We start from the raw sequence: 18128 nt of genomic DNA, 5'->3' as shown, positions 1-18128 counted from the left end.
GATCCTGTCTCCCGGTTTTTACCGGTTCAGACAGCTTCTATCTCTTAGTATAATTTATCGATTACTTCGTCATCAATTTTGTAGCAGTGTTCTTCTGCCGGAAATGTTCCATCGTCAATCTCTGCTATATAAGTCTTTACTGCTTCACGAATCATGTCTCCTGCATTTGCAAAATGCTTTACAAACTTCGGCTTAAAATCACTGAACATGCCAAGCATATCGTAAATTACAAGAACCTGTCCGTCGCATCCTGCTCCTGCTCCGATTCCGATCGTAGGAATGTTGATGCTCTCTGTTACAAGCTTTGCAAGCTTTGCAGGGACACACTCCAGTACCAGTAAAAACGCACCTGCTTCTTCTACTGCCTTGGCATCCTCGATCAGCTTCTTAGCTGCTGCTTCTGTCTTACCCTGAACCTTAAAGCCACCGAAAGTATTGATTGACTGCGGAGTCAGTCCCAGATGTGCAACAACAGGGATTCCTGCTGATACGATTGCTTTAATCTGTGGGCAGACTTCTTTACCACCTTCTAACTTTACAGCTCCAGCTCTGCCTTCCTTCATCAGACGGCCTGCATTTACGACTGCGTCATATACACTGGTCTGATAGGACATAAATGGAAGATCGGTTACAACCAGTGCATTCTTGGCTCCTCTTGCAACGGCTGCGCTATGATGGATCATGTCTTCTACGGTTACGGAGATCGTATCCTCATATCCAAGGATTACATTTCCGAGGGAATCACCGACAAGGATCGTATTGACTCCTGCTTCGTCCAATAATCTTGCTGTCGTATAATCATACGCTGTCAGCATAGAAATCTTATGCCCGGAATTCTTCATCTGCATAATTGATGTTGTTGTGTTCTTCATACGTCTTATTCTCCTATTCTGAAATCATTTCGTACTTTGTTCATTTCAAAATCCTGTTTTGTTATATCCGCCGGCTTACCTGTCATAGTCCATCCGGCATTGCAGCATTTTCGTCTTTTACTCCTGCTTTGATAGAATATTCTTCATCTCTGAATAATCACGGTCAGGATATTTCTGTTCTGCCAGAGTAACTACAGCTCTTGATACACCGGTATAAATATATTTCTCATTTTTTTCAAGAACATTCAGATGTTTCTTTACTGTCGTTGTGTCATTTCTCTCAATCGGTCCGGTCAGCCCTGCCACCGGTCCATCTTCTGCTATATGCGATGCATTTCCCATAAATAATGGAACAAGCGCACGTTCTGCCTGTTTATTTTCAAATCCGCAGTCTTCCAGTAATGAAACTGCCGATCCGTACAGACCATTTACCAGATTACTGGCAAATACTGCTGCAGCATGATATTTTGTTTTATTTTCTGTTGAGAGAAGTACACAGTCATTTCCTAAAAGACGAATAAAGCGGCAAATTTCATTTCCCCACTCTTCATCACCTTCTACTGTAAAAAAACATTTCTGCATTTCCCTGTAGGATTTTGTCTTTGAACTGATTGCATACATAGGATGAATCGAATAACCAAAGGCTCCTGCCTCTGTTACACCTGAAAAAATATTAGATGTCATAGCACCACTACAATGACAGATCAGTTTGCCCTTGATATCAAAGGCTTTTATACTGTCCCACACTGCTTCTATTCTTCCATCCGGAACGGTAAGCATCAGGACATCGCTTGCACAAACGATCTTCTTCAGATCATCAAACACTGCGGTATCGGTAAATGCTGCAGCTTCTTTTGCGCTCTCCACCTGTCTGCTGTAATATCCGGATACGGTTACTGTCTCCGGAAGATTCTTTTGTATCTTTTCTTTTTTCAAATTCTGCTCAAGATACTTTCCAAGTGTAAAGCCTACTTTGCCTGCACCGATAAATCCAATCCTCATATGATCACCTGCTATCGCCTGTTCTATCTGTGGTGTAAATCAGGTATAGTTTCTTTCGAATACCATCCGCCCTTTACAATACCATTTACAAGGTAAAAAGTAAAGCAGGAGAACCTGAATTTATCATCATTTTTTCTCCTGCTTTTCTTCTGTTTTCACTCTATGCAGATCACATATCTACATATGAAATCATCATTTTATATGACCTGCAACTGATTAATTATATTTTGCTATTACTTCTGCATTTGCCTTCATAGCTGCAGCTTCCATGGACTCACGTTCTGCTAAAAGTTTCTTTCTTACTTCTGCATTGCTATTTCCAATGATCTGAAGTGCCAGGTATGCTGCATTCTTGCTTCCGTTGATCGCTACTGTTGCTACAGGGATACCGGATGGCATCTGAACGATAGAAAGAAGTGCATCCATTCCATCTAATACTGAACCGGAAATCGGTACACCGATAACCGGAATAACTGTCTGGCTGGCTACGACACCCGGAAGTGCTGCTGCCATACCTGCGGCAGTAATGATAACCTGTGTTCCGTTATTATTTGCTTCTTCAATAAACTCCGAAAGTCCCGCATGCGCTCTATGTGCAGACAGACATCTCACATCAACAGTTACTCCATACTCCTTTAAAATGCCGATTGCCGGCTCAACCTTTGGCAGGTCACTTGTTGATCCCATTATGATTGCTACTCTCATGTTTTACATCCTTCTTTCTTACTTTATTATATTTTTAATATTCCTGTGCACTACATATCTATGTATTACACAATAGTATACTACTTACTGTTCAGATACTGATCGATAATCTCACTTGCACCTTCATAATCCATCGCATCTACCGTCATCCTTAACGCATTTAAGAATTCTATGTCAGCATCGCTATATTCATATTTTTCTATCTCGATAAATATCTCTTTAACAGACTTGATATCCGCATCCCGTAAGAAGCTACGCATATCCTTCAGCTGTCCACGATCAACAGAATCTTTCATTATCTTTTCCTGTGATTCTTCTGGATTGATCTTATCAAGATAAAGTCCGATATCCTTAAATAATCGTCTCAACATTGACACAAATTCATGCGTATTCTCTTTTGCATACTGCATATTTCCTATATTAATTGCCGATTCAAGATTGGCCGCTTTACGTTCGATGCTGTATGCGCCGATATTACCACTGCTGCTCTTAATATCATGAATGATATTCCGATATTTTCTGACATCATCGTCGATATATTCTTCCAGTCTGTCCGCATCCTGTTCATAATCTTCCTTAAACGCCATAATAAATCGGTTAAATGTATCAAAATTGCCACCAAGCATCTTCAATGCATTTTCTACAACAATACTGTTCTCCAGAATATAAACATCATCCTTAAATCTGGATTCACTGATATATTGTCTGATATTGCTTGTCTTTTCTTTGATCTTCTCCTCCGGCAGGAATAACCGGAACACCCGTTCAATTCCATCCATTTCAAGGGGTTTTACCAGAACATCACTGAATCCCTCTTTAACAATCTCATCCCTGTTGCTCTCTACATTATTCTCTGAAAGCGCAACAATCGGAACTCTCTTATACTCTTCTCCATCCAGGCCTCTGATCTCACGAACAGTATCTGCTCCATCCATAACAGGCATCACGGTATCAATAAATATCATGTCATATGGTGTCACCATTACCTTATCGATTGCCTCAAAGCCCGATAATGCCGTATCACAGACCAACTCATATGATTCAAATATAACTTTCTGGATTCCCAGACTGACATCAGAATCATCTACAAGAAGTATACGTACATCCGGCAGCCAGATTCTGGAACTCGAGTTACGGAAGGCCAACTCTTTTCGCTTGCTAACATTATAATTTACATAGCTGTAATCAAATACCTGCTGTATGATCGAGAACCGGATCGTCGTTCCTGCTCCATATGTGCTGTCAACCTCAGGAGTTCCACCCATACTCTCAATCAACTGTCGCGCGATCGCAAGCCCGATACTGACATCAAAATTACCGATATCTGTTCTGTCGTAAGAATCATCCAGATCAAAAAAGCTGTCCAAACGTTCTTCCTTTACACCCGTGCCTGTATCCGATATCTCTATATCCAGATATATACTGTCTTCTTTCTCGCATTCCTCAGGCGGAATCGTACGCCAGTCAACCGAAATACTTATACTTCCCTCTTTCGTCGTCTTAGCCGCCCTTTGATATAGATTAAGCAATATCTCTTTTATCTTTGAACAGTCACCAATCAGTCCATTTGGAATATCATCCTCAATACTTACTTTTATACTTACAAGCTCTCGATTGATCATCTCTTTAAATTGTATTGCCAGTTCTTCGATCACATCAGAAACTGCATATTCCTTTTCAACCAGATCAATTGTTCCATCCTGAAGATTTGATAGTCTGGAAATACCATCAATAATTCCAAGTATCTCATAACCGGAACCATAAACCGTTGATAATTGCTTTAGCTCTTCTTCATTTTGAGAATCTACATTACGGAGCAGCATCTCACTGATTGCAAGAATGGAATTCAACGGAACACGGATCTCACGGCTCAGATAATTAACATAATCATTCTTTGCCCGATTTGATTTTTCTGCTTGCTCATTCTTTTTACTTAATTCTTCTACCTGTTTATTTTTTCTGCCAAGTAATATGAAAATATATCTGGCAACCACTATGATCGTAATACAGGTCAGAATCACAAATAAAGCGATCAGAACCTTTGAAAACGATGTTTCCCAGAATTTCAATTCTTTTACGATTGAGAAAGACAGCGGTTCTTTACAGGCTATACCATCTGAATTCTCGGCCGTCAGGACAAAAGTATAGTCCCCGCCTTCCAGATTTGTATACTCCGCTTCAAGATAATCGGTCCCTGATAAGACACGATCCTTATCTTCAAAGCCTTCCAAATGATACTTTACCTGAATGTCTCCACGATTCACATAACTAAGAACCGAAAATTTCACAACGATACGGTTCGTATCTCCCGGAACGCGGATTTTACCATCCAGATCGGAAAATGCATATTCTTTATCATCAACCGTAACTGATGATATACGGACCTGTGGGGAAACTTCATTTGTATATATCTGATTCAGATCCAAAACACTGAGTCCCTGATCACAGCATACATATACTTTTCCAGTTGCTGATATATATTCTGTAGAATTATCCGAAATACCGGAAATCAATCCATCATTTTTTGTATAACTCTCACCTTCAGGCGCCGCTGAACTAAGCAGATCCCCCTCGTAATATTTCTGAATACCTCTGGATCCGAAGATCCATAAATTGCCGGATTCATCCATGATCAGATCTGCAATAGAATTTGATGAATCAATGGCGCTAATCTGACGAATCACGCCCTCCTGATAGTACAGACCATTGTCTGTTCCGATCCAGATTCCATTACTGCCACCAACAATAGAAGAAACAATATTGGAATCCAGTCCGTCAGCTGCAGATAGTTTTCGAAGATTTGATTCTATGTCGATCGTATACAGACCGGAACCATTAGAACCTGCATACAGCGTTCCATCATCTCCCTGATACAGTGATATGATATCCGCATTTTCCATTCCGGAAAATCTGCCATAACTTGCTGCCACTTTACCATTACTGAGTATAGTAATACCATTCTCTGTACCGACTGCCATGCTTCCATCTTTCAGTTCAATTATACAGTTAACGGCATTACTGGTAAGAAGCGCTTCACTCTTATTATATACTTTATATTTCCCTCTCGGATTAACCTTGATTACACCATAGAGACGATAAGAACATATCCATAAATTGTTTCTGGAATCCACACAAAAATCACGGATACTTTTGCCGGAAAGCATGGTCACCAGATCTGATTCTCTGTCCAATGTCCCATCTGCATTAATGATGTCCAGACCATCATCTGTACCAACATACAATCTCCCCTGATATTCTGTCACACAGTTTACAATGGATTCATTCATGCCATATTTCAGTGTCGCATTCTGGAATTTGCTTCGACCGAGAAACAGAAGTCCTTTTCGATAAGAGGTCATCCAATAATTACCTTCAAAGTCTACCAGAATATCACTCATCGATTCATTAAACGCAAGCCCGGTCACATATTGTATACCGCCGTCCTGATTTATGTAACCTATACCATCATCCGCAAGCACCCAGAATCTATCTCCATATAAGCCAAGCTTATTGATACCACTGAGGGCAGCTGTTGAAATCAGGGTAAAATTTTTATTCGTCGTTAAACGAACAATCGTATGCCCAACCGTACCAATATAGCGATTTCCATCCGAATCCACATACAGGCTGTTCAGATCTTCTTCAGTATATGCCGCCTTATTTGTCTTACTGACGATCTCATTATTTTTAATATTGACAATCGTATCACTGTTTACTATCGCATACACATAAGATTTGTATCCGCCGATTGCAGTCACATCCGGATATACGATATCTTCATCAGCAACTAATGTCATATCTCCGTCTGAATAATAATAAATACCCGAAGATGTTGCCAGCCATATCTTACCCTCTTCATCTTCATACATACTATGGATCGTTGTTATCTCTGCATCGGATGGATTTGTTACACGAAAAAATTTGCCTTTATCATAGACAAACAAGCCATAATTTTCTGTTCCAACATATAACTCACCGGAAGATGTTGATAAAATACTGTTTACAGAATAAGCATTGCTTCCTTCATCTTCACCAAGTGTAAATTTACGGAATTCACTTCCGTCATATCGATACAGACCACTATCCGTTCCAATCCATATATATCCACTGGAAGACTGGACTATACAATTCGCCTCACCGCTCTCAAATCCATCTTCTTCTGTATACTCTGTCTGACTGTAATCAGAGGTAAAATTCTCTCCGGCAGACACAACTAGCCGTGGTGAAAAAAATATCATCACGGCTGCTGCTATTAAAATAATCATTCTGATTTTTGAATGTAACTGCTTCATAGTTTTCTTATGCACCTAATAAAAATACTACATATCCTTTTTTAGTTTCGTAAATATCCGCTTTGGAGGTGATCTCCCATGGAGCATGCATGTTTAATACTGCCACACCACAGTCCACAACTTCCATTCCATATAATGATAAGATATAAGCGATCGTACCGCCACCGCCAACATCTACTTTACCAAGCTCTGCTGTCTGATAGTATACTCCTGCATCATCCATCACCTTACGGATAGCTGCGAGATATTCTGCATTTGCATCGTTGGAACCGGATTTGCCTCTTGCACCTGTAAACTTGTTAAATACCATACCTTCACCAAAGATAGCTGCATTCTTCTTGTCAAATGCACTTGCAAAGGTTGGATCATAGCCTGCAGATACGTCAGAGGATAACATTCTGGAGGATGCCAGACATCTTCTGAGTGCCAGTTCATTATAACAGCCCATCGCATTCATGATCTCAGCGACTGTATTCTCAAAGAAATGAGACTGCATTCCGGTTGCCCCCACGCTTCCGATCTCCTCTTTATCTGTCAACAGACAACAGGTCGTCTTTTCTACATCTTCTGCTTCCAACATCGCAACCATAGATGTATATGCACATACTCTGTCATCCTGTCCGTATGCCATGACCATACTCTCATCGATTCCACAGTTTCTTGCCTTTCCTGCCGGGACGATCTCAAGCTCTGCTGAAATGAAATCCTCTTCCTTCATTCCATATTTCTTCTTCAGAAGTGCAAGTACCTGTTCCTTTACTGCTTCTTTTTCTTTTCCCTTTAACGGCTTACTTGCAAATAAGATATCCAACTCTTCTCCTTCGATGACCTTATTTGCCTTTTTTTCCATCTGGGTACCGGCAAGATGGATCAGCAGATCGGTAACGCAAAATACAGGATCATTCTTGTCTTCCCCAATGTTTACCTCTACAACTTCTCCGCCTGTCTTGGCAACTACACCATGGATAGCAAGTGGTAAAGTTACCCACTGATACTTCTTGATTCCACCATAATAATGCGTATCCAGATAAGCAAATCCCTCTTTCTCATATAATGGGATCTGTTTGATATCCATACGTGGGGAATCAATATGTGCGCCAAGAATATTCATACCCTTTTCGATATTCTTCTTACCGATGTTAAATAGCGCTACGGTCTTATTCATCCATACCGCATATATCTTTGAACCTTTTGTCAGCTTCCTGCCTTCTTTGATTACATCCTGAATATCTTCATATCCGGCTTTTTTTACCTGTTTTACGATCTCTTTTACACATTCCCGCTCCGTTTTTCCTGCATCCAGAAATTCACGATAAGCTTTACATAATTTTTCCAGCTTTGCAAGTTCTTCCTTGTCATAACTGTTCCATGCATTTTTATCTTTCATTTTTATGCCTCCTAAACATATAAGTCATTGCTTATACTCTTTTTTATATATATAATGGCATTTCTGCGGATCCTGTATGTCACAAGTCCGAGAATTACCAGATAGATTGCAAAGATCATAAAAGAATCCATCCTTGTAAACTTAAATAAACAAAAACCGATTCCACATAGGATCATGGATACCAGAATTGCAATCGCCATATTAAAGAACGCATTCAAATTGCCTCTGAGCGCTCCGTATTCATCTTCCCAGTTTAATTTCGGATGTGTTGCGTCCAACCAAAGGCCGATATAAGTACAACACATAACCGACAATAACGCAATAATAATAAAATAAATTGCTGTCGGCACACTGATATGCATACAGACACATAATACGATAATCGTAATTATAACCGTAATTCCGCTGTATACCAGACTTACACCTGCTTTGATCCCAATCTGTGTCCGATAGCTGACCGGTACATATTTGATAAAGCTGAAATGTTCTCCCTCTCTTGTAAATGAGGTTGATGCGATACTGTTCATTGCTGTTGCAAAGAAGGAAACGATCAGCACCAGCAATAATGCGATCAGATCGGATGCTACAAAACCTTTGGAAAGCAGATTCTCAAATGAAGTCATAAAGTTCTTTGTTGCAGGCAGAACAAACAATGCCACCGCAAGAACCGGCCATATAATATTTACCATTACACAATATTTGCGATATGCCGGTGTCCGGTATAGTATCTTACATTCCTTCAGAAAATATGCTTTGTGAATACTTTTTTTCGCATATGCCGCATCAGAAACCACATCTTCTTTCTTCTCTGCTTTTCCGACAGATGAAACCAGATATACACCACGCAGATACAGCTTGCTTCCAAGAAAGAACAACAGTCCTGCCATAATCACATTTAGCAGAATGAACAGCAGAAAATATGCAATATTATTCGTTTCAAGCGCTTTTAAGAATACAGGAACCGTAAAGAATATCTTTCCCATGATCACTGTAAACATATTGTTATGATTCATCAGACCATCAATATAATTGTTAATATTGATGCTGTCCATCTGAATAAACGATAATAAAAAGAGTCCGAGGAAAATAACGGTTACCAGTCCTGTCATGACATCTACATTCCGAAACAGTTTTATCCGGCTTAAAAATGCCATACAAAGTAAGGCGAAAATACCGCAATATACAAGCGGAAGGATCGGAAGCAGTGCAACTCCGACCAATGCAGTCAGTGCAGATACCGGCTTAAATCCGGCAGCTATGAAGTAGCCTACAAATCCACTGAATAAAACCATAAACTCCATAACACTCTCTGCGATATATACATTTACAAATTTGGCTGCTACGAGCTCACCCGGCTTTACCGGAAGCGGAAGCAGATGATCCAGATCTGATGAAAAAAACAGTACATTAAACAGTACCATCACCGAAAAGATCATGCCAAATACGGACATCAACTGTATGATCAGCTCTACACCTTCGGTCATTCCTCCGGCTTCTATCAGTGCTTCTGTCATAATATATACAATAAATCCAACGACCAGACAACAGGGAACCATGATACAGAACATCGCAAGTGAACCAAGTGTCTTATATGCCTTCGCTTTTTCTCCGGTGTCCGGCATCGTCATCTCTGTATCCTTTGCCATTACTCTGGTCAAATACAAAAAATTCTTCATAAGCACTCTATTCCTCATGTGTCATTTCTATAAATATATCTTCCAGTGACTTATTCTTATGTGCGGCAACCAGATCATCCAGCGTTCCCTGATAGATATCATGACCTTTCTTGATCATGATGATATTATCACACAATTTCTCTGCAACTTCCAGAACATGCGTTGAGAAAAATACGCAGTTACCTTCATCCGCATGCTCCCGCATCATCTTCTTTAATTCATATGCCGCATTCGGATCCAATCCGGTCATCGGTTCATCTAAGATCCAGACCGGTGGTTTATGTACTAATGCGCCTATTACCATCATTTTCTGGCGCATACCATGCGAATAGCTGACCATTTGTTTATTTAAGCTGTCTTCCATACCAAAACGCCCAGCCATTTCCTCTAACCGCTTCTTACGGTCAGTCTCTGATACACCATAAATATCTGCAATGAAATTCACATATTCCAGTCCTGTCAACCGTAAAAAGATATCAGGATTATCTGCAATATATCCAATCGACTGTTTCGCCTCAAGTGGATCTTTCCGGATATCATGACCATTGATCTGAACTCTGCCCTCTGTCGGATTTAATATGCCTGTCAGCATCTTGATCGTTGTCGTCTTCCCCGCACCATTCTGCCCTACGAATCCGACGATCTCACCTTTCTTAATATGAAAGCTTAAATTGTTTACGGACACAAAATCTTTACCGTAAATTTTCTTTAAGTTATTGGCTATTATCATTCTTTATCTTCTCCCGGTTCTTATCTGTCACACCATCGTTTCTATCTGGTCTGTCATTTATCAAAATACTTCTTTCCATTTGGTTTTAATTATACCAAGCCCCTAATCTCTTTACAATATAAATATACCAAAGGCAGCCTGAAAATACTCTGCATAGTAACAGGCTGCCATCTTCTTTAAATGATTGTCCGCGGACATTTTACTGTTTATAAGTTGATACTGTCATCAAAATGAAAGGCATAGATGATCTTCTCTGTTACCATTCTTCCGGTAAGCTGATGTATCGTCTTTGCATACATATCAAGCTGCACATGATAACGGCTGACCAGATCCGATATCTGATTCACCCGGTCTGTCTTGTAGTCCATTAAAACCACCTGATCTCCTTCCAGAAAATAGGCATCGATCACTCCCTGAACCACGACCATATCCTTGCTGTCTTTATACTCCGGTGATATATCTTCCGGCTTCATGCCGATATAAAACTGCTGCTCCCGGTATAAGGTATGGTTCTTCTGTGCTTCTGCCATACGGATTCCTAGCGGACTGTTGACCATGTTATAAATCTTATCTGCACGGACATGCTCTCTGTACCGTTCTTCCAGATATCCATGATCAAAAAATGACCGGATCTGCTCTCTGATCTCATCCATGCTGTTTCTTGTAAAATCAATAAGCTCCATGATCTTATGGATCACAGTACCCATCTCATTTCCTTTTACAGGCTCCTCCTTCATGCGGGAATGAAGCACCGGTATTGTAAGCTCTGCTTCTGTCACAGGCGGCTGATACAGGTCAGATCCCGGATTCTCCTCTCCGCGGTGTGCCAGTCGTTTGATCTCTGTAACGGACATCTTATTTTTTACTGCCTGCTCTGTTTTATACGGGTAGGTATAATCTAAAAGTTCCTTATACTTTTCATATAACTGACGATCTTCCTGTGCAATCATGCTCTTAGATTTATTCTCTGTTTCATTCTCTGTCTGTACAGCATTTTCTTCTGACATATCTGTTTTTGTTCCGGCAAGTATCTGATTCTGATAGCCGGTCTTTGCAAGTACCCAGGTTGCATAAGTATCCTTTCTGCATACAATATCTTCTGATACGATATGCATAGATAACGCCGATAAGATCCAGTCCATAAAACAGCCGGCTTCCATTCTGGTGATATATGGAAGCTCCATCCGCATCTGTCCGGACGCTTCAATAAGAAAATCAGTCTGCAGCGGATAATCAAAGACTGCCTTTTCCGCTCCGGGGTCTTTTACCGCCGCTGTCATATATAACTTCTCTTTTGCTCTTGACAGGGCAACATATAAGATACGGATCTCCTCCGCCAGCTTCTCTGCATTCATGACACTGAGCATGGCCGCTCTTGCAAATGTTTTCTTCTTCGCACGGTTCTTCCGGTCGATCGCATAACCTGCCAGATAGCTGTCTGCATTTACCGTCACCGGAGATAAGGCATCCAGATTCGAAAAACGATTTGCCAGTCCACTGACAAATACAACCGGAAATTCCAGTCCCTTGCTCTTATGCATCGTCATCATCACAACAGAATCGTCATCATCTCCAAGCACCGACGCTTCTGCAAAATCCAGATCATTCGTCTTCAGCCGGTCCATGTAACGCAGGAAATTAAACAGTCCACGAAAACTGCTGTCCTCATAGGTATCCGCTTTCTGGATCAGCATATCGATATTTGCCTGTCTTCGTTTTCCCGACTGCATCGCGCCAACAAACCAATAATATCCGGTCTGCTCCAATATCGAATGAAGCAGTTCACTGATACTCATATAGTTTTTATCTGCCTTCCAGCTATCCAGCATACGAAGAAACTGTCGAAGCTCCTCTGAAGCTTCTGAGTCCGGCTTTTCTGCATAATAACAGACCTTCTGATAAAAACTTGCCGTCCGCGCCAGATTCTTCTCATGATCCTTGAAGTCCCGATCATAGATACCTACAATCTCTGCAAGCTCCTGTTCCTTTACACCTGCAAGCGGTGAACGAAGGACTGCTGCAAGTGCATAATCCTGATGGGAATTATCGATCACCGCTAGCATATCAAGCAGGGTACTGATCTCGATCGCATCAAAATATCCACTCTCGCTCTCTACAAATAATGGAATCCCACGCTCCGCAAATGCTTCCTCAAAGGCTTTTGCATTCTTCTTCACACTTCGCATCAATACCGCAATATCCCGGTAAGAAACCCTTCTGGTCTCTCCGTTATCTCCATCCGGAATATAAAGTGGTTTATCACCCTTCACTAACTCATAGATCTCATCTGCGATCATCCGTGCCTCTATATCCACATTTGTTAACGACCGTATCTCTTCCGGCTGGGATTTCTCCGGATCTGCGCAATCATTCCTTACGATCAGGATCTCGGATCCATACCCCATATTATTCTTGTCCTGTCTTCCGATATGCAGCTTTGCCGATTCATCATAATCGATCCCGCCCAGATTCTCTGACATCAACGGTTCAAAGATCTGGTTGATCGTATCAATCACCTTTCCTGCACTTCGGAAATTATTCGAAAGCAGGATCTTCTGATCTTCTGCATCTTCCCGGTCAGAATATGTATTATATTTATTCAGAAACAGATCCGGTCTTGCCATACGGAAGCGGTAGATGCTCTGCTTGATATCACCTACCATAAACATATTCTTCCGATCTTCTCCGTGACCTGTCACACAATTTAAGATATCTTCCTGTAAAAAGTTGCTGTCCTGATATTCATCGATCAGGATCTCACGATACCGTCTGGCAACCGTCTTTCCTGCTTCCGATGGAATCACACAGCCATTCTCATCCGTTCCTGCACACAGGATATCATAGGCAAATTCTGAAATGTCACGGAATTCATACAAATTCCTGTCGAGCTTTTCTTCCTTTAACCGCTCCATATAGGAACGTGTCAGGGATAATAAAGCTGACAATGGTCCTTTCATCATCGCACATTCTGCAAGTATGACACCTGTCGGACGGAACAATGCCATCATGTCCTTTACACTTCCACGATAGGTCTGCATAGTCGTCTTTACATACTGCTGTTTCTCCGGATCACAGGCTGCGATACGCTTCAGATTGGAAAATTTGGAAACCCGTTTATATGCCTCATCCATATCCTCGGCCTGTCTCAGATTCCGCAGTAATTCCAGATCCAAGCGTATAATAGGATCATAACCTGCAGGGCCATCTGCTTCGCCTGCGATCTCTAAGCACTGTTCTGCCTGACCGATCGCTGAATCAAGCGTGTCTGCTACGATCTGCATATAATCCCGATACCATTTTAAGGTATACAGTTCTTCCTTTGTTGATACTTCAAGTGCTGTTTCTGCTTCATTTATCCAACGTTCCGGCTTCGGATAACCGGAAGCAACCCGGTAGATCTGATAGACCAGCTCCCGGATCTTCTCATCCGATTCTTTTCTCGCAAAGCTGTCTACCAGTCCGATAAATTCATCGGATGCTTCCTGATATTTCTGTTCTAATACTTCATCCAATATATCATTCTTGATCAGATCCATCTCTGCATTATCTGCTATATCAAAAGAGGAATCGATCCCGATCATCTGAAAATAGTCTTTTACGATTCCAAGGCAGAAGCTGTCGATCGTCATAATATCTGCCCGTGGCAGCAGGGATAACTGCTTAACGATATGCTCATCCTCCGGATGTTCTTCGGCTGCCTGCTCAAGCTTATCGGCAATCTTCTCTTTCATCTGGGCAGCCGCAGCTCTGGTAAATGTTACAACCAGAACCTCATCAATATCGATCTTCGCCTCTGTCTTCCTGCCATCCGCATCAATCCCCATGACCATCTCAAGAATCCGTTCTACAAGGACAGCCGTCTTACCGGAGCCTGCCGCAGCAGATACCAGAAGATTACCATGTCTGGAATTAATGACTGATTTCTGTTCATCTGTCCATGAAATACCCATCTCTGCTACTCCTCCCTGTACCGCTTAAGCTTCTCGTTATCCGGTCTGCGATATTGATTTCCGCCATTCTTGACATCAAAATGACAGATATTCTTAAACTCACAATAATCACAGCCTGTATTGCTCTTATTCTTATATGGCTCGATCGCGATCTTTCCCTTTGCGATCTGACTTCCAAGTTCTTCTATATTCTCTCTCGTCAATTCCATGATCGTCCGGATCTGGTCTGCCGATACCACATTCTCACTTTTCTTGATGTCACCATTTTTATCAAGTTTTACCGGAAGTGACTGATTGCAGGTATGATCCATCTTCTGTATCACGGCAGGTGATTCATTGACAAATCCCTGCAGCTTCATTTTCTCCATTCTCTCAGCGTCTAATTTCTCCTGATCCGAGAATTCCGGCTGCTCTGTACCGGTATCAATCTCCGAAGATTCAATCTCAATCACCGGATCATCAAAGCTGTAATATAATAAACCGGCGATCTGAATATTCTTATCGGGATAGATCATTTTTTCAATCTCATATGCGATCGCAGAATAGGTCACAAGCTGAAGCTGTTCTCCATTCAGGACTTCCTCCAGACTGAGTTTTCTGGTGGATGATTTGTAGTCGATCACCTTGATATAAACCGTTCCATCCTCTTCTTCCACATCTACACGGTCGATCTTACCATTGATACTCATCTGTATCTGATTTGGAAGCTCAAACAGATAAGAACCGACTTCATCCTTTGCGGAATCAAAGGTCTTTTCCAGCATTCCAGGCTTCATGCTGCCAAGTCTTATATGCTTCTGTAACATACCGGCGGATGTCTGTGCCATACGTTCGATCATCTGAAGCATGTAGGCATTTCTTGCATTATCTTCAAAGAAATCTCCTGCCGATTCCTCTGCTGCACGATTTACAAGCTCCGTGACCATCAGCATTCTCTCATCTTCCGGAAAATTCTCCCAGTCATTATTTCTGGTGTCTCTTACCTGCTTAAACAGTCCTTCCATTACACTGTGAAGGATAACTCCGACATTTCTGACATCGACCTGATACATTTCCCGCTCTTTTAAACGCAGACCATATTTTAAGAAATATGCAAATCCGCATCTGGCATATAATTCAAGCTTCGATACTGATGCATGCAGATATCTGCCATATAACAGGGCGATCGTCTCCGGTGGAAGCTGTTCTGCCACGTTTCTGTATGTTCTGCCTTTATAAATGGCTGTCAATTCTCCGGCAAATCCCTTTTCTGTCAAGATTCTTGTCAGTATCCGGCTCTCTGCATCTTCGCTATCCTCTGCACGGAGAATCCGTCTTAATGAACGGTTGACGGTATCCGGCATACAGGAAGCAGCATCATACTCCTCTGCCTGAAGGGATGGAAAAATATTGCTGATCCTTCCAAGCAGATAAGACGGACGCATGCTTTCAAGTGATGCGCTTAATTTATGATACGATATATACAGATGATCGGATGGTTTCGTCAGTATCGTATAAATATAAAACTGCTCGATATAGCTGTTCTGTTTGTCGGATGGAGCAAGCTCCAGGCCGCAGTCTGACAAAATATCCCGGTCTCTGTCACTTAGGATTCTTCCCTTTTTCGGTGCTTTTGGCACGATTCCATCATTGACCGATGTAAAGAATAACACCTTTATGTGATTTAATCTTGACCTTGTGATATCTCCGATCAACACCCGATCAACCGTAGGCGGTACAACACCGACTTCAATATCTGAAAGTCCGGTATCCACGATCTCATAAAACTCTTTCACGCTCATCTTTGTATCGCCTAAGAGTTCCGCTATCTTATCAAATAACCGGACCGTTTTCTCAAAGATCTGACCATAAGCATCTCCTTCATTGATCCGGTTTTCTTCATATAATTCATTCTTTCTGGCTTCTAACTTCTCATACATATGAATCTGAAGCAGAAAGTCATAAAGGGCTTCCACATAATCTTTTGTGACTGCCTTTTTATCTGCAAAGACCTTACGGATATCCCCAAACATCTTCATAAATGCCTGACGGATCTCTTCTATATTTACCGGAGAGGTCTTCTCATAGTTTTCAGATACTGCCCGGTTCCATCTGCTGTAGCCACGGACACCACGCTTTAATGCATAATTTTCCAGAAGCTCTATATCCTCAAAGGACAGATCTGTCATACCCGCTTTTAAGAACCGGAACACACTGTCATAGGAGAAATCATCTGCCAGAACCGCCAGTACACTTCGGATCGTTTCCGCACATGGATTTGCTTTCAGGCAGGCATTTGCATCGATAAATACGGGGATCTCATATTCATTCATCACCCGTTCATAGATGTGGGATGCCTGTTCCAGATCTCCCGCTACGATCGCGATATCCTTATAACGGTATCCTTTCTCCCGCACGAGCCTCCTTATCGTAGATGCGACAAATACGATCTCATCCTGCGCATCTCCTGTCGCTGTCAGATGGATCCGCTCTAATGGCTGCTTCCATTTCTGATACGGACTACGGAACAAATTCCGCTCCAGAAAAAACAGTTCCCGGTTCTCCCCCAGACGATAGTTGATTGTTCCAGGCAGAACGACCGGAGACTCGATCTCCACACCAGCGGCTGCTGCCGCTTCTGTTAATTTCTTTATCGTAGTCTTTGTCAGATAGAATAATTCGTAGTCTTTTATATGCTCATACTTCTGATCTCTGTCATCTAATGTAAAGGAAAAGGTCAGATCATCCGCACAGGTCATCAACTTCTCAACAAGTTCAAGCTGTACCGGCGTAAATCCGGTAAACCCATCAAAATACAGAGAACTGCCGCACACAAGCTTAGACTGGCCAACATGTCTGGTCAACAGCTCCACCAACTGTTCTGCCACAATATAGCGTTCACCTGCAAATGCTTCAAATTCTTCGTAAATGTGTCTGATATCCTGCATTTTACCTGCAACAACGCTGTCCTCCGGAATCTGCTCCATGATCTCATCGATCGTATCCTGCTTGATATTATACTGAAAGATCTCCGACATCATGGATTTCATCTCATCCACAAATCCAAGCTTGTCGTAATAGCTTCCATATACCTGTAAGGTGTCCTGCTGTTCACATAAGATCTTCTTGATCAGCATACTTTTTCCAAAGTCTTCCAGCACCTGTCCGGTGCTGATCCCCAGTTCATCAAATACACGATATGCCAGCCGGTTCATGCCGATCGCATCAATGTTCATCATGCCTCCGGCCGGATGCATTGTGACCAGTTCTCTCTGTGCTTCCATCGTATACTGTTCCGGCACGATCAGATAAAAATTCCGCTCCGGTTCTTTTATCGATGCCTGAATGATTTCATTGTAAATCTGTCTGGATTTTCCTGAGCCGGATGCTCCAAGTAAGAATCGAACTGACATAACGGTCTCCTTTCACTCATCTGTCAAGCAATACTCTTTTTCTGACTCTCTCTTTGCTAAGCCATATTTACTTCAATATTGTTTTACTAACCATCTGTTCTTTGGTTATATTTTGTTTTCTC

At 41.7% G+C, this 18128-nt stretch carries 9 protein-coding genes; all 9 read right to left on the bottom strand.

Translation table 11 applies throughout. The features are described from left to right. Positions 1-44: 44 nt before the first annotated feature. Positions 45-872, bottom strand: a complete 828-nt coding sequence (panB, locus tag GT641_RS01395; protein ID WP_119963141.1) for a 3-methyl-2-oxobutanoate hydroxymethyltransferase — start codon at positions 870-872, stop codon at positions 45-47. A gap of 117 nt (positions 873-989) precedes the next feature. Then, a complete protein-coding gene (locus tag GT641_RS01390; protein WP_008403078.1) occupies positions 990-1874 on the bottom strand; it encodes a Rossmann-like and DUF2520 domain-containing protein in 885 nt (294 codons plus the stop codon). A gap of 216 nt (positions 1875-2090) precedes the next feature. Beyond that, positions 2091-2579: a 5-(carboxyamino)imidazole ribonucleotide mutase gene (gene purE, locus GT641_RS01385; RefSeq protein WP_119963143.1), complete on the bottom strand. Its 489-nt coding sequence runs from the start codon at positions 2577-2579 to the stop codon at positions 2091-2093. Positions 2580-2659: 80 nt separating this feature from the next. After that, positions 2660-6817: a response regulator gene (locus GT641_RS01380; protein ID WP_243143661.1), complete on the bottom strand. Its 4158-nt coding sequence runs from the start codon at positions 6815-6817 to the stop codon at positions 2660-2662. Positions 6818-6878: 61 nt separating this feature from the next. After that, on the bottom strand, positions 6879-8258 hold the full coding sequence (locus GT641_RS01375) for an aminopeptidase (RefSeq protein WP_161116656.1): 1380 nt from the start codon (positions 8256-8258) through the stop codon (positions 6879-6881). A gap of 11 nt (positions 8259-8269) precedes the next feature. Then, positions 8270-9934: a hypothetical protein gene (locus GT641_RS01370; RefSeq protein WP_243143660.1), complete on the bottom strand. Its 1665-nt coding sequence runs from the start codon at positions 9932-9934 to the stop codon at positions 8270-8272. Positions 9935-9941: 7 nt separating this feature from the next. Further along, a complete protein-coding gene (locus GT641_RS01365; RefSeq protein WP_008403084.1) occupies positions 9942-10664 on the bottom strand; it encodes an ABC transporter ATP-binding protein in 723 nt (240 codons plus the stop codon). Between the two features lie 206 nt (positions 10665-10870). Continuing rightward, on the bottom strand, positions 10871-14614 hold the full coding sequence (gene addA / locus GT641_RS01360; RefSeq protein WP_161116654.1) for a helicase-exonuclease AddAB subunit AddA: 3744 nt from the start codon (positions 14612-14614) through the stop codon (positions 10871-10873). A 5-nt stretch (positions 14615-14619) separates the two neighbouring features. Further along, entirely contained in the window at positions 14620-18006 is a 3387-nt protein-coding gene (locus tag GT641_RS01355; protein ID WP_161116653.1) for a PD-(D/E)XK nuclease family protein, read from the bottom strand. Between the last annotated feature and the right edge of the window lie 122 nt (positions 18007-18128).

Source organism: Clostridium sp. BIOML-A1 (assembly GCF_009874105.1).
Lineage (GTDB): Bacteria > Bacillota > Clostridia > Lachnospirales > Lachnospiraceae > Coprococcus.
This window is presented reverse-complemented; position numbering and strand designations above follow the sequence as displayed.